Annotated in this window: 11 protein-coding genes; 4 read left to right on the top strand and 7 right to left on the bottom strand. The window is 53.3% G+C overall.

What is annotated here, in order from left to right; translation table 11 throughout:
* Positions 1-175: 175 nt before the first annotated feature.
* Complete coding sequence (locus LOS79_RS02120) at positions 176-1,165, bottom strand: glycoside hydrolase family 43 protein (RefSeq protein ID WP_315415928.1); 990 nt, start codon at positions 1,163-1,165, stop codon at positions 176-178.
* Between the two features lie 41 nt (positions 1,166-1,206).
* Positions 1,207-2,718 carry a glycoside hydrolase family 43 protein gene (locus LOS79_RS02115; protein ID WP_315415926.1) on the bottom strand — a complete coding sequence of 504 codons (1,512 nt, stop codon included), beginning with the start codon at positions 2,716-2,718 and terminating at the stop codon, positions 1,207-1,209.
* Between the two features lie 329 nt (positions 2,719-3,047).
* Between LOS79_RS02115 and LOS79_RS02110 the strand changes: the two genes are divergently transcribed.
* From LOS79_RS02110 to LOS79_RS02095, 4 genes are all read left to right on the top strand, one after another.
* The gene (locus LOS79_RS02110) at positions 3,048-3,986 is read left to right on the top strand and encodes an ATP-binding cassette domain-containing protein (RefSeq protein ID WP_315415925.1); all 939 of its coding nucleotides are present in this window, start codon (positions 3,048-3,050) and stop codon (positions 3,984-3,986) included.
* Positions 3,964-4,719, top strand: coding sequence for an ABC transporter permease (locus LOS79_RS02105; RefSeq protein ID WP_315415924.1), 756 nt, complete (start codon positions 3,964-3,966; stop codon positions 4,717-4,719). The genes LOS79_RS02110 and LOS79_RS02105 overlap by 23 nt, the downstream gene beginning before the upstream one ends.
* A 434-nt stretch (positions 4,720-5,153) precedes the next feature.
* Positions 5,154-5,852, top strand: a complete 699-nt coding sequence (locus LOS79_RS02100) for a response regulator (RefSeq protein WP_315415922.1) — start codon at positions 5,154-5,156, stop codon at positions 5,850-5,852.
* On the top strand, positions 5,853-6,923 hold the full coding sequence (locus LOS79_RS02095) for a sensor histidine kinase (RefSeq protein ID WP_315415921.1): 1,071 nt from the start codon (positions 5,853-5,855) through the stop codon (positions 6,921-6,923). It abuts the gene before it with no gap.
* A 16-nt stretch (positions 6,924-6,939) separates the two neighbouring features.
* Here the strand turns inward: LOS79_RS02095 and treR are convergent, their stop codons facing one another.
* From treR to LOS79_RS02070, 5 genes are all read right to left on the bottom strand, one after another.
* Positions 6,940-7,659, bottom strand: coding sequence for a trehalose operon repressor (gene treR, locus LOS79_RS02090; RefSeq protein ID WP_315421936.1), 720 nt, complete (start codon positions 7,657-7,659; stop codon positions 6,940-6,942).
* Between the two features lie 146 nt (positions 7,660-7,805).
* Positions 7,806-9,785, bottom strand: coding sequence for a PTS system trehalose-specific EIIBC component (gene treP, locus LOS79_RS02085; RefSeq protein ID WP_315415919.1), 1,980 nt, complete (start codon positions 9,783-9,785; stop codon positions 7,806-7,808).
* Between the two features lie 27 nt (positions 9,786-9,812).
* Positions 9,813-11,534: an alpha,alpha-phosphotrehalase gene (gene treC, locus LOS79_RS02080; RefSeq protein ID WP_315415918.1), complete on the bottom strand. Its 1,722-nt coding sequence runs from the start codon at positions 11,532-11,534 to the stop codon at positions 9,813-9,815.
* Positions 11,535-12,687: 1,153 nt separating this feature from the next.
* Positions 12,688-13,791: a Gfo/Idh/MocA family protein gene (locus LOS79_RS02075; protein WP_315415916.1), complete on the bottom strand. Its 1,104-nt coding sequence runs from the start codon at positions 13,789-13,791 to the stop codon at positions 12,688-12,690.
* A gap of 22 nt (positions 13,792-13,813) precedes the next feature.
* Entirely contained in the window at positions 13,814-14,473 is a 660-nt protein-coding gene (locus LOS79_RS02070) for a ThuA domain-containing protein (RefSeq protein ID WP_315415915.1), read from the bottom strand.
* Positions 14,474-14,591 lie beyond the last annotated feature (118 nt).

The following is a 14,591-nucleotide window of genomic DNA, read 5'->3' as shown; positions in this document are numbered from 1 at the left end:
ATTAAAGATACGCTGGTCAAATTAAAGGAAATTGTACGGCGGAGCTCAATTAGCAGCACTCTGGCGTAGTGTATATGAAAAACCGAACACATTCGGCTTGCGCGGGGGAGGGGGGCAGTACATAACAAAATAAGCAGCCCCCGCCGGGAGCTGCCGTATATTCACTTCCACCCGCTTAGCCTGAGAATGGATATGGATCTATCTTCTGTATCGTTCCGTCCGGATTATGCTTTAGCTCCGTATATTTGACAGAACGCTTATGGTTTACACCACCTGACAGCGAACAGTCATGATAGAACAGATACCACTTGTCCGCAAACTGGACGATGGAATGATGCGTAGTCCAGCCAATGACCGGGGAGAGAATCTCTCCCTTGAAGGTGAACGGACCCAGCGGATTCGTGCTGACCGCATACACCAGCGTGTGTTTCGTTCCGGTGGAGTAGGAGAGATAATACAAGCCGTTGTATTTGTGGACCCACGGCCCCTCGAAATACCGCCGCTCCTCGTCACCGGCAAGAATCGGCCGGCCTTCCGCATCGGTAATCGAAATCTCCAACGCTTCCTGCCGGAAGGACAGCATATCCTCACTGAGCAAGGCTGCACGCGGCCCTAATGCCGGCTGATCCGGTGCAGGCCCTTCGCCTTCAGGCTCAAATACTCCCGTCTGCCACTTCTCCAGCTGGCCGCCCCAGAGGCCGCCGAAATATATATACGCCTGCTCGTCTTCATCTACCAGAACCGCCGGATCGATACTATAACTGCCTGCAATATAATCAGGCTGCGGGATGAACGGGCCTGCCGGAGAAGCCGAAACGGCTACACCGATCCGGAAGATGCCGGCATGATCCCGTGCCGGGAAGAACAGGTAGTAAGTATCATTCTTGTACGCCGCATCCGGCGCCCAGAGCTGCTTCGACGCCCACGGAATATCATCCAGATGCAGCGCCAGACCGTGATCCGTCACAGGTGAATCGAAGTTCTCCATCGACAGAATGTGATAGTCTTCCATCGCGTACTGGTCTCCGTTATCATTATCCGGCCCGTCATGATCAAGATCATGGGAAGGGTAAATATAAATTCTGCCTTCAAATACATGTGCGGACGGATCAGCGGTGTATATATGGGTGACTAGCGGTTCGTTAGCTTTTGGCAATGAGTTCATTATAATTCTCCTTTGGCGGTAGATTGATTGAAATTAGCCAGTTACAGCGGTCTATAGCAGAAGCCTTCATAGTAAGCCACAGCTGTACTGTCTGCTCCCGTGCCTGTGGCATGCAGTCCAAGGCAGACCCCCGTGAACCCGCCGTTTACCTCAGGCGACAGGCTTCTGACATGCACCCGGTGCTCTGCTTCATGCCAGAGTACCCCGTCCGCGGAATATGCGCAGCTGTAATACTCACCGTCACAACGCAGCCGCAGGGCTACCGCTTCCTGGCTGCTTAACCCGTAAGTATGAACCTGCTGCTGATCGCCGTCCCGCACAAGGAGTTGTGCAATCCGCTTGCCCTCTGCGCGGCCCAGCCCCCAGAAGAGATATCCCCGGTTGTTCAGCCGGGCGGCCAGGCCGGCGTACTCCCCATCCTTGGCCGGGATGAAATCCAGGCTTACCGCCATCTCCATCCGGTGATGCTTCTGGCGGATACAGGCGAATACAGCCGGCGCCTCATCCTCCAGCGTGTAACGGTTTCCCCGGACTGCGAGCCAGCCCGCCCTTTCCGTCCAGGAATAACGCTCTTCTTCATACGAGCGGAGAAAGGCCCATTCCGGCCCGAATCCGCCCTGCAGCCCGGCCCCCTGCCTGCTCTCAGCGCAAGCAGCATTGGCATCTGGCGCCGAAACCACTGTCCCCTCATTATTGTCGATCACCGGCCAGCCGTCTTCCGTCCAGGTTACCGGGGCAAGGAAGGTTTCCCTGCCGAGCGGCGCATATTTACCGTCTATCGGGCGTGTGCCGAGGAAGACAGCCCACCAGTTGCCGGACACATCCTCCACAAGATCGGCATGACCCAGGCATTGTACCGGATGCTCCTGCAGTCCGTTGTGGGTTAATATCGGCTCGGGCTTATCTTCAAATGGCCCGTAAGGCGTGCTGCTGCGGGCAATAATCTCCCGGTGCCGGCTGCCGGTGCCGCCCGATGCCGTCATCAGGTAGTAGAGTCCTTTGATTTTGTACAAATGGGGGCCTTCAACCCACGGGCCTTCATCGCCGTTCCAGATACGGACAGGTTCTGTCAGCACCTTACCGGTAGCCGGATCGATCTCATACTGGATAATATGCGATTCCAGCCCGGCTCCGTTCTGTACTGTCACATAAGCCCGCCCGTCCTCATCGAAGAACAGGGACGGATCAATGCCTCCATGCGGCAGCAGGACCGGGTCCGACCAGGGACCGCCGGGCTGCTCAGCCGTTACGTAGAAATTGCCGATTCCCCGCACATCGGTGGTAATCATGTAAAAGCGGCCGGCATGATAACGCAATGTAGCGGCATAAATGCCGTCAGAGCTGCTGCTTGTCCGCAGATCAGCCTGCGATTGCCGGGTCAGCACATGCCCGAGCGGTGTCCAGTGTAACAGGTCCCTGCTGTGAAAGATCGGCACGCCCGGAAAGTACTCAAACGAGCTGTTGACTAAATAATAATCCTCCTCTACGCGGACCACGCTCGGATCAGGATAATACCCGGAAATCACGGGATTCAGCTTATCTAGTGATTGCATAGTTTCCTCCTTGGGTGTAACGCAAGCGTTTACAATGATTAGAGTCATTGTACAAGCCGGCTTTCTTGTTTCCCATACGCAGAATAAAGCATTTACCCCGAAAATTATGAGAGTTGCCGCTCTACTATCATTTTAAGGCAAACAACGGGCCGCTGCTCGTCATTTCAGCCGGGGGACTGGTCATTTTTTGCGGAATGTTTATCAAATGTTAATGAACCCTTTATAGCCTGTTTATCTTAGACGGAGTGAATGTTCATAACAGCCCGCTATAATAAGAGACAGCCGGCGGACGAGTCAATACATACAATAATAGTGAGGTGGGACAAGGCATGAGCGAATATGTGCTTCAGGCACACCAGTTATCCAAATATTACAAGAAACATCCCGCACTGGAGGTGGTCGACCTGTCCATACGCAGGGGCAGCATCTACGGCTTCATCGGCCAGAACGGTGCCGGAAAATCAACATTTATGCGCATAGCGGCTGGGCTATCCAGACCAAGCTCAGGCCGGATCGAATTATTCGGAGCAGGAGAAGGTGCCAAGCTTGTTCAGGCACGGAAAAGGATCGGCACAACGATTGAGACTCCGGCCCTTTTCCCTCATATGTCAGCAGCAGAGAACCTGGAGGTATTCCGGCTGCAGCAGGGAATCCGCGACAAGACGAGGATCCGCCAAACCCTGTCGCTGGTAGGGCTGGCGGAGGCCGGCAATAAAACAGCCGGTAACTTCTCTCTGGGTATGAAGCAGCGGCTGGGTCTGGCGGTCGCGCTGCTCGGCAACCCGGAGCTGCTCATTCTTGACGAGCCTACCAATGGACTCGATCCTGTGGGAGTTGTTGAATTAAGGGAATTACTCCTTCGCCTGCACCGGGAAAGGAACATCAGCATCCTTATGTCCAGCCACATTCTGAGTGAGCTGCATTTGCTCGCAACGGATTACGGAATAATTCATAACGGACGGATGCTGGAGCAATTGACCGCAAATGAGCTTCAGGCCAAGTGCAGGCAGTACCTGCACATCAAGGTGGACTCTCCGGAAACCGCTGTCGGAATTATCCAAGGAGAATACGGGTCAAGTGAATGTGTACTGGATGCGAACGGAATTATCCGCCTGTATGAACCTTTTGGCCGTCCCGGCGAACTCTCTGCGAAGCTGTTTGCGGCAGGCCTGGAGGTCCAGCAGTTCATGCCGGAGGGCGATAAGCTGGAGCGGTATTACACCAAGCTGATCGGAGGCGCGGACAATGGTAAATCTGTTGCGGTCTGAGCTGTACAAATTATACAAAGAGCCCTCGTTCCGGATGCTGATCTTCACTTTTATCATCCTGGCGGTTCTCTTGTCCGCAGTGATTAATTATATGGGTTCAAGCCAGAAGGTATTCAGCGGCATCGCAGGGCTTGGCTACGGGATACAGGTTAATGTGCTTGTGCTGAAAATCTCGTTAGCCGTAGTGGGGGGCTTCTTCCTCTCAGGTGAGCACGGCCTCGGAATTATGAAAATTTCGGCGGCTTCAGGGTATAGCCGGAGGCAGATTTATACTGCCAAGCTGGCAGCTTATGCAGCCGGCATTATTATTTTGATGCTGACCATTCCTGTAATATGCACGGCAGCGGGCAGTGTGCTGAATGGCTTTGGCAGCCTCCCGGACTTGCATGCGGCCCTTTATTTTCTGCGTACGCTTGCCTTTACGATACTTTATTCAGCCGCCTTTGCTTCGATTGTTGCTGTGTTCGCAGTTACAACGACCATAAGCGGAGTAACCATTGGCGCGGTGCTTCTGGTACTCCTGTTCTTCGACACCATCTCCGAATGGCTGAGCTCAAAATCGGCAATGTACAAAACATTTTACGAGCATACCGTATTTAAGCTGTTTCTGGAGATCGGCAACTTCCAGCTGACCGCGCATGAGCTTGCCCTCCTGATTCTTATTCCCATTGCCACTATCCTCCTGTTTGCCTGGGCCGGGATCATGAGCTTCAGAAAGATGGAAATCAAATAACAGATATGAAGGAGACTTGACTATGAAAAAACGAATTCTCACATTTGTGCTTATTATTGCCGGGGCGTTGCTGCTGCTGCTGTCATTGGTCAGCTTTAAAACAGGCTGATTTACGGATATATCCAAATCAGATATGATGGTTTCTATATAAGACACACTATAGACATTAACAAAAGCGAAAGAAGCGGAGGGGATATTTGGAACTGTAGGAGCGATAGCGTCCGCCTAAAAGCTTTCCCCAGGAAAGCTACTTCGGAAGCATAAGCAGTCACCGGATTTCTACCGCGACCAGCGGTTCTAATCAAGAAATCTGGGGACAACAGCGGCCGGAAGTCCAAATGTTCACCGCAGTGCCGACTAAGCTTCAAGTTTAAATCTTCATAAGTAAGTCTTATATAGAACAATAATCATATGAAAACGGATGTGTCCCTACTATGGCAAGCGAACGGATTATGATTGTCGAAGATGAGCCGGAGATCGCCGAACTGATCAAGGATTACCTGGAGATTGAACGTTATGAGGTGCTCATCTGCCCTGACGGTGAAGAAGCGCTCCGGTCTTTCTCCCGGTTCCGGCCGCAGCTCATTCTCCTTGATATTATGCTGCCGCTGCTCGATGGCATGGAGGTATGCCGCAGAATACGCACGGAATCCGACATTCCCATCATCATGCTCAGCGCAAAAAAACGGGATTCCGACAAAATCCTGGGCCTTGGCCTTGGAGCGGATGACTATGTGGTGAAACCCTTCAGTCCAAGTGAAATTGTTGCCCGGGTAAAAGCACAGCTTAGGCGGTTTAACGGGCTAAATCTGCCTTCACGGCAGCAGGATACAGTCGTATATCCGGGCCTGGAGCTGGATCTCAAAGCCTACGAGGTCCGGGTCCGCAATGAGATTGTCCATTTCCCGGCGAGGGAATTCGAGGTGCTCCGCTTCCTCGCGGCCCATCCCAATCAGGTGTTTACCCGGGAGCAGATATTCGGTAATGCCTGGGGGGGACATGAATACGGCGATCTGAATACGGTAACGGTGCATATCAAAAAGATACGGGAAAAAATCGAAACAGATCCTGCAAACCCCCGGTACATTCTTACCATCCGAGGCATCGGCTATAAATTTCACGGGGGGATATAAATGAAAAAACCAGGCCTCCGCTTTAAAATGATTACTTCGATGTATATCATTATCCTGCTTCCCCTGCTGCTCCTGTCCTCTGTAGCTATCGGTACCGGAATCAATGGCGATTCCTCTGCAGGCGATGCGTATTATGGGATTATTCCTGTGGTCATTATAGTTTCATTCCCGCTGATCTTCTGCACGGTCTGGATGACCCGGATCATTACGAGACAAGTGTTACTGCCTCTCCGGGAGCTTACGCTTGTGGCTGAACAGATTGTGCAGGGCAACATGGATTGCCCGATCACTTATCAGGCTGATGATGAGATGGGCAGGTTCAGCGCCGTGTTCGAGCTGATGAGAACCCGTCTGCTGGAATCTAAGGCGAACCAGGACGCATATGAACAAGCACGCAATGAACTGATTGCGAGCATATCCCATGATCTTAGAACACCGCTCTCATCTATAAGAGGCTATGTGGAAGGCTTACAGGACGGGGTGGCCCACGATGAAATCAAATTCAAGCGTTATTTGTCAATCATCCGGGACAAGGCAGATAAGCTAAATGATCTGATTGAGGATCTGTTCCGGTTCTCGGAGCTGGAGACTGGGCAACTGCAAATGAACTACGAAGAGACTGAATGTGCAGCGCTGCTGGAATCCATCGTGCGTCCGCTGGAATATGAACTGGCAGAGGGAAGGGCCACACTCACTGTGGTCCGTCCCTTTCCGGCCGGAGCAGTCCGGGCAGACCCGGTCCGCCTCACGCAGGTATTCAATAACCTGGTCGGCAATGCTACGAAGTACGCAGGAGAAGCGGCGCAGATCACTATCAGCGCTTCCCCTGCCGGGGGGCGGCTGGAAGTGAGTGTGAGGGACAACGGCCCGGAAATTGCCCCGGAACACTTACCCCGCCTCTTCGAGCGGTTCTACCGCGGGGATAAATCGCGCTCCAGCCATTTAGGGGGAGCAGGTCTTGGACTTGCCATCTGCAAATACATTATTGAAGCACACGGCGGGGAAATCGGGGTCCGCTCCTCCCCGGGTGCCGGGAATGTGTTTTACTTTAACCTGCCGCTCCTGTCCTGAGTGCCTGGAGTGCCTGTTACCGCCGCACCCGTCTGGCGAACTCCACGAACTGGAACTTATCCAGCCGGTGTCTGGACTCCGTATACTGGAACAGCACTGTGTTCTCCAGATAAACGTAGTTCCGCACAACGACAATATGCGTATGCTGTTTCAAATCGAGCAGCCGGTGATCCTCTGCGGCCGACGGCTCGACGGAGATCAGCTTTTTGGCATAACTGATCTTCAGGCCAAGCTCCCCCTCCAAATATTCATAAATGGAGCCTGCGGCAAGCTCTGCGCTCAGGAAAGGGACCATATCCGCGCGGAAATAGTCCTTATCCAGAATAATCCGCTCGCCCTCTATCTCTCTGGTCCGGATCACTTTCCAGATCAGGTCCTCCTGCGGAATCTGCAGCTGCCTGGACAGCACGGGGCCGGCAGCTTCCTTCAAGGTCTCCTCCACCAGGGTCCGTGAGGGAACGCCCAGCGTATCCGCCATTTCCTTGAATGAAATCAGGCCGCTCACGGGAAAATCCATCCGGGTCATGTCCAGCACGAAGGAGCCCCTGCCTTTAATCTTGTGAATATAACCTTCGCGGAACAGCAGGTTCAGCGCTTTGCGCACCGTCTCCCGGGATGTGCCGTAGGCTTCGGCCAGTTCACTTTCGGACGGCAGCTTGGCTCCCGGAAGCAGCTGGCCGGAATGGATGCGGCCGCTGTAATCATTATAGATTTGCAAATATATATTTTCTCTCATCATTAATCACCGCCCTCTATTGTATCATGCCATGCGCTAGGACGCATCGCTCCCGTTCCGGATACGGCTTCATCCGGTTGTTATAGAAAAACAGCCCCGGAGGGCTGCCTGTCTATAATCATTATTCTTGGTATGTGAAAGGATATTCAGCCCTTAAGGTGAATGGTCAGTATACTTGTCCGCTTCGCCGCCACCGGTCCGCTTTTCTCCTCAATGCTGTCCACCATATCCTGTCCTGCAGGAACGATAATGGGTGTAATCAGCGGATATCCGGCGCTGCGGATGGCCTCCATATCGAATTCCAGCAGCAGCTCGCCGGCGTGGACCTTATCTCCGATGTTCTTCAGGGAGGTGTATCCGCTGCCCTTGAGCGCCACCGTATTAATCCCGACATGAATGAGCACCTGCACACCGCTGGCATGCTCCAGTATGATCGCGTGCTTGCTCTTAATCACATGGGCTACGGTAGCATCAAACGGCGCATATACCTTGCCTTCCGAAGGTTCAATCGCAATCCCCTGACCCATCTGCCCTTCGGCAAAAGCAGGATCAGGCACCTGCGCAAGCGGCACTGCCGTTCCGCTAAGCGGTGCAGCCAGCTCCAGTATGTTCACCGGCTCCTGTGAGCCTTGGACGGAACTGCGGCTGGTGAGCTCCCCGCTTTTGACGGTGGTTCCCGTGGTTCCGGCTCCGGCGGTTGCCGGATTGTTCCGGGCACGGTTCACTACAGCACGCCCATAGAGTACAGTAGCCACAAAAGGTACTACGAGTACAATCGCCATGCCGAGGAAGAATACGCCCCACTGGTTCGGGAAGATCGACAGAAAGCCGGGAATCCCGCCTACACCGATCGAAGAAGCGCGGACATCATTGAGCGTCAGCAGCATACCGGCTAAGCCTGAGCCGATCAACCCGAAGATGAATGGATACCGGTAGCGGATATTGACTCCGAAGATCGCCGGTTCCGTGACCCCGAGGAATGCGGATACTGAAGATGTTACGGCAAGACCTTTGGTCTTCTGCTCCTTGATGACGAAGATCATCGCCAGTGCCGCAGCACCCTGGGCAATGTTGGAGAGCGCCAGCATCGGCCACAGGAAGGTTCCGCCTTCACTGCCGATCAGCTGGACATCGACGGCCAGGAACGTATGATGCATCCCGGTAATGACGAGCGCGGAGTAGAAGCCGCCATAGATAAGCCCTCCGAGGAGTGCAAAATGATCAAAAATATAGACCAGACCGTCGGTAATCGCATTACCGATGGCAAAGGTAACCGGCCCGATAATCGTAAAGGCCAGGAATCCGGTAATCAGGAGCGTCACTGGTGCAATGACCAGCAGCTTGATAGAATCATGCACCCGCTTGTTCAGGAACTTCTCAATGCCGGCCAGAATATAAGCTGATACCAGCACCGGCAGCACCTGCCCCTGATAACCGATCTTCTCCACATGCCAGCCGAACAGATTCCAGGTCGGCACAGTGCCTTCAAGCGAAGCATTGGCATAACCGTAGGCACTTAATAAGTCCGGATGTACCAGAATGAGACCTAACACAATCCCGAGCAGCGGGCTGCCCCCGAACCGGGTAACGGCCGACCAGCCGATCAGTGCCGGCAGGAAGGTAAAGGCCGTGCTCGCAATGGTGTTGATAATGGAGGCAATGTCACTCCAGGCCGGATAGACCTGGACCAGTGACTGCTCATCGAAGAAGATGCCCATACCGGTCAGGATATTATTAATCCCTAGCAGCAAACCTGCGGTTACGATTGCCGGAAGAATCGGGATAAAGATATCGGCCAGTGTCTTGACGGCCCGCTGCAGCGGATTCTGTTTGCGTGCAGCTGCTGATTTCACCTCATCCTTGGAAGCACGGGCACCGCCGGTCAGCTCGATCATTTGTTCATATACTTTATCAACCGTTCCCGGACCAATAACAATCTGGAATTGCCCCTGGGATGAGAATTGCCCTTTGACCAGATCATTGCGGTCCAGTGCTGCCGCGTCCACCTTGCTCTCGTCATAGAGCGAGAATCTTAACCGTGTTACACAATGCGTCGCAACCTCTATATTCTCCTTGCCCCCCACCGCCCGGACGATATCCTCTACATTTTTGCGGTCTATAGCCATGTTATTCACTCCTTGCTTAGTCAGATATTAGTTGCCGATTAACCACATATAGGAAGCATAGGGACTAAGCTGCAGCTCTTGCGTTAATACAGGATCAGCAGCGGTATTGCTGACGAGAAGCTTGCTCTTGCCCGCTGAGTTCAGGCCTGTCCACTCCGCATCCCGGAACCGGAACGTAATGTCCTTGCTGCTGAAGTTCGAGACCACAATAAGCGTCTCCCCCTCCCCGGTCCGGGAATAAGCAAACACCTCCGGATGAGCTTCATCCAGCCTGCTGAATACGCCTTCGGTGAATACCGCATGCTCCTTGCGCAGTGCGATCAGCTTACGGTAATGGTGCAGGATGGAATCCGGCTGCTCCAGCTCCTTCTGCACATTAATGTCGGGATACCGTTCATCGACTTTAAGCCATGGGGTGCCCGTTGTGAATCCGGCATTGGGACTTTCATCCCACTGCATCGGCGTGCGTGAATTGTCACGCGAGCGCTCCTGAAGGATGCTGAGCGCCGTTTCCGGGCTCTTGCCCTGCGCCTGCAGAATCCGGTACATGTTCAGCGATTCGATATCGCGGAATTCATCTATATTGTTCCACTTCGGATTCGGCATGCCGATCTCTTCGCCCTGATAGACATAAGGCGTTCCCTGCATTCCGTGCAGCGTTGTGGCCAGCAGCTTAGCGCTCTCCGCACGGTACAGATCGTCGTCTGTGAACCGGGAAAGGGCCCGCGGCTGATCATGATTGTTGAAGAATAGAGCGTTCCATCCTCCGCCATGCTGCATCCCGGTCTGCCACTGTGTAAACAACCGTTTTAATGCCTCGAAATCATAAGGCATCAGCTCCCATTTCTGCCCGCCCTTGTAATCGACCTTCAGATGATGGAAGTTGAAGGTCATGGAGAACTCCCGCTCCTCCGGGTTCGAGTAGCGGATGCAATGTTCAAGGGTCGTAGAGGACATCTCGCCGACCGTCACCATCTCATAGCGGCCGAACACCTCTTCATACATCCCGCGGATATATTCATGAACTCGCGGCCCGTCCGTGTAGAACTTCCGCCCGTCCCCCGGCGGTACGCTGCCGTCATCATCCGGGAAGCGCTGATCTTTGGAGATCAGATTGATGACATCCATCCGGAAGCCGTCCACCCCTTTGCGGGCCCAGAACAGCATCATCTCATTCACTGCCTGGCGGACCTGCGGGTTCTCCCAGTTCAGATCTGCCTGTGTCTTGTCGAACAAGGTAAGGTAATATTGTCCTGATGCATCATCGAGCTGCCAGGCCGGGCCGCCGAACTTCGACTGCCAGTTATTCGGCAAGCCGCCGCCCGGTGCCGGGTCCCTCCAGATATAATAATCACGGTACGGATTATCTCTGCCGGACACCGCCTGCTTGAACCATTCATGCTCCGTCGAGGTATGATTGACAACGATGTCGGTCATCAGCTTCATTCCCCGCTTGTGCAGCTCCCCGACCAGCTCATCAAAATCCTCCATCGTGCCGAAATCCGGGTTAATATTCTCATAATCCGCCACATCGTAACCGTTATCATGCTGCGGCGAGACATATACCGGCTGCAGCCAGACAATATCAATGCCCAGCTCCTGCAGGTAATGTAGTTTCGCGGTAAGCCCGCGGATATCGCCTGTTCCGCTGCCTGTCGTATCGTTGAAGCTTTTCGGATATACCTGATACACGGTGGACCGGCGCCACCATTCCGAATACCGGGACTGGCTCAATAGGAGCACCTCCATTAGGATCTACTTTATGACAATCATTAAACTTGTATATACAAGATCAAACACTTCACACAGTTTAAACCTGTATATACAGGTTGTCAATGGTGCTTGTGCAGGGCGGAGGATTGAGAAAGGGCAGAGGATTGAAAAAGGGCAGCAATAATCCGTTTCGGGAGAAAATTAAGCGATGAGCACGGAATGATGGGACAGAAGAGCTGCGGAGTGCGGATTGTAAGCATTGGAGTGGAAGAATTGCGGAAAAGTAATAAGCAGGATTGCGAGATCACCGTTTAGTGATTGCAGGCTAGGGGGGCAGGTGTAGTACTATACGATTACAGGTTAGCGGAATTGCTGAGTAGCAGGAATAGGGCTGACGGAATCGTGCAATCACCTTGCTTAGCGGGATTTCAGAATAGTAAATGTAATAGTAGCTTTAGCCGCCAACTGACCGCCACTCATTGTAACGCTGCTCCTTCAGCATTTGTAACAGTAACTTATTGCTTTAGTCCCTTGCTCCACAAGAGGTTCTTACAGCAGCTGTCATCCTGATCCATGCATTTTAAGTGGAAAAAGTACACTTAAATTCCACAAACTAAACCTTGAGCTGAAAATAAGTGGATAAACAGCATTTAATCCCCTTCTTATCTCAGCCAGAAGGCATAATCGGTAGAATTAAATGTACTTTTTCCACTTATTTTCCCAACATTAGGTTTTTATTTAATATTAAGTGCTATTTTTCCACTTATTTCGATCAGTTGGCAGCGTGGATGACTGTGGAGCAGGGTGCAATGCAGATTTGCCAAATGCTGAGCAGATGAGGTACGTGCCGGGTTTCACAATACGGTAGTGCGGCGGGCTGCCGAATCAGGTTCTCCTTTACGCTGGCGCAGCGCAGCAACAAGCCAGGTTCTCCAATCCGCTGGCGCGGCGGGCAGCTAGACGGGTTATCCCATCCGTTGATGCTGCACAGCAACAAGCCAGGTTTATCATTCCCCTGTTTGGCCATTCTCCCGCTTGGTCATTCCCCTGTTTGCTCATTCTCACTTGGTCATTCCCCCGCTTGCTCATTCCCCCGTCATATCTTCCCGATTGCGTACGGTGCAGCAACACACCAAAGCAGCGGCCGTCCCCGGAAAACCGGGAACGGCCGCTGCTCACAACACCAATATTACTCCAGATATCCCTTAACCAGTCCGAGCGGAAGCAGCTCAGGCTGCTCGCAGCTGGTGGCCAGCTCAGCATAACGTTTGGTATCAGAGCTGGTATGGAAGGCGTGCATAATTTCAAGGACATGGTTGGCCAGCTCCCCGTTTGCCCGCGGGACGCCGCCGGACTCTATGCAGCGGGCCATATCGGCCACACCAATCCCGCGGCTGTTCCCGGCATAGTTGTAGATAACCGGGATTTCCTGGAATTCGCTGCTGCCTGCCGGACGCAGCAGAACCGGACCGCCGAAGGTGTTCGGGTCGGGCACGATCAGCGTGCCGAGTGAGCCGTAGATTTCAATCCGCGGCAAGGTGCTGTGCCAGACGTCGAAGCTGGTAATCATCGTAGCCACCGCGCCGCCCGCGAACTCAATCGTCCCGGCTACATGGGTAGGAACCTCAACCTCCACCACCTTGCCGAATTTCTTCTCGCTGGTAATCGTCCGTGTGGCAAACGATGTTTTCGTGATGCCGCAGACGGTCTTCGCCGGGCCGAGCAGGGAGACCAGAGCCGTTAAATAATACGGACCCATATCGAACATCGGGCCGCCACCGGCCTGATAATAGAATTCCGGGTCCGGATGCCAGCTCTCATGGCCATGGCAGAGCATGAATGCCGTGGCTGCAACCGGCGTTCCGATATACCCGTCTGCAATCAGCTTCGCACAGGTCTGCAGACCGCCGCCGAGGAAGGTGTCCGGCGCGCAGCCGACGAACAGGTTTTTGTCCCGGGCCAGCTCCACAAGCTCCGTACCATTCTCCAGGGTTAGCGACAGCGGCTTCTCCACATACACATGCTTGCCGGCCAGCAGGGCTTGCTTGCACACATTGAAATGATGATTCGGCGTCGTCAGATTGACGACAATCTCAATCTCTTCGGAAGCCAGCAGCTCTTCCGTTGTCCAGACATGCGGCACGCCAAATTTCTCCGCTGCCTGCTGCGCCCGCGCAGGGTCCAGATCAGAGCAGGCGTATACTTCCGTGTTCACGAACAAGCCGGTCAGATTCTCGAAATATATGCTGCTGATATTTCCGCAGCCGACAATACCCACTTTTACTTTACGCACATTGTTCCCCTCCTCTCACTGTTTAGTTGGCGGCCCACAGGAAGCCCTTACGCATCAGTTCCTTGGCCTCCGGAATATCGAATACATCCGCATGATGGCCAAGTGAATTGTAGAATACTTTGCCTTTGCCCCAGCGCTTCGTATACACAACAGGCATCGTGATTACCCCGTTCGCCGAATGGTCGCCTTCGCTGAGTACAAAGGTAGTCGTAGCGAGTACATCAACAGCCGGATCAACATGGAGATAATACTGCTCGGACTTCACCATGAAATCCGCGATGCCCTCCACAATCGGGCTGGAGCCGGATCTCACGATATTCACTTCATAATCGACACCGTCATTGAACGGGTGCGCCACCCATTGTGATCCGGTCAAAAATTGCCATTCTGTATTGTTACGGAAGGAGTCGCACATCCCGCCGTGACAGCCGGCAATGCCTACGCCGGAGGACACTGCAGCCAGCACCGAAGCCACCTGTTCATTCTTGATCTCGCCCATGGTCCATACCGGAACAATCAGGCTGAGCTCCTTAAGGGCCTCCGTATCATTGAAGCTGTCCAGCGTGTCCGAAATTTCAACCTCGAATCCTTCCGCTTCCAGTATCCCGCCGAAAATTGCCGCTACCTCATTCGGCTCATGACCATCCCAGCCGCCTTTTACAATCAATGCCTTCTTCGCCATCTCATATTCTCCTTCTTTCCCTGATTTCCGTGATTTCTGTGATTTCCGTGAATTCATTCATTACTGCTTACCCTGATGAAATTGTAATGCATACCGGTGCGCTCTGCTCGCCATTTTG

The organism is Paenibacillus sp. MMS20-IR301 (genome assembly GCF_032302195.1).
Taxonomy (GTDB): domain Bacteria; phylum Bacillota; class Bacilli; order Paenibacillales; family Paenibacillaceae; genus Paenibacillus_AQ.
Note: the sequence above shows the minus strand (reverse complement) of the source record. Positions and strands in the feature narration are given on the sequence as shown.

Coding starts and splice junctions, on each gene's coding strand:
- LOS79_RS02120 (WP_315415928.1), bottom strand. CDS start 1,165: ATGAACTCATTGCCAAAAGCTAACGAACCGCTAGTCACCCATATATAC.
- LOS79_RS02115 (WP_315415926.1), bottom strand. CDS start 2,718: ATGCAATCACTAGATAAGCTGAATCCCGTGATTTCCGGGTATTATCCT.
- LOS79_RS02110 (WP_315415925.1), top strand. CDS start 3,048: ATGAGCGAATATGTGCTTCAGGCACACCAGTTATCCAAATATTACAAG.
- LOS79_RS02105 (WP_315415924.1), top strand. CDS start 3,964: ATGGTAAATCTGTTGCGGTCTGAGCTGTACAAATTATACAAAGAGCCC.
- LOS79_RS02100 (WP_315415922.1), top strand. CDS start 5,154: ATGGCAAGCGAACGGATTATGATTGTCGAAGATGAGCCGGAGATCGCC.
- LOS79_RS02095 (WP_315415921.1), top strand. CDS start 5,853: ATGAAAAAACCAGGCCTCCGCTTTAAAATGATTACTTCGATGTATATC.
- treR (WP_315421936.1), bottom strand. CDS start 7,659: ATGAGAGAAAATATATATTTGCAAATCTATAATGATTACAGCGGCCGC.
- treP (WP_315415919.1), bottom strand. CDS start 9,785: ATGGCTATAGACCGCAAAAATGTAGAGGATATCGTCCGGGCGGTGGGG.
- treC (WP_315415918.1), bottom strand. CDS start 11,534: ATGGAGGTGCTCCTATTGAGCCAGTCCCGGTATTCGGAATGGTGGCGC.
- LOS79_RS02070 (WP_315415915.1), bottom strand. CDS start 14,473: ATGGCGAAGAAGGCATTGATTGTAAAAGGCGGCTGGGATGGTCATGAG.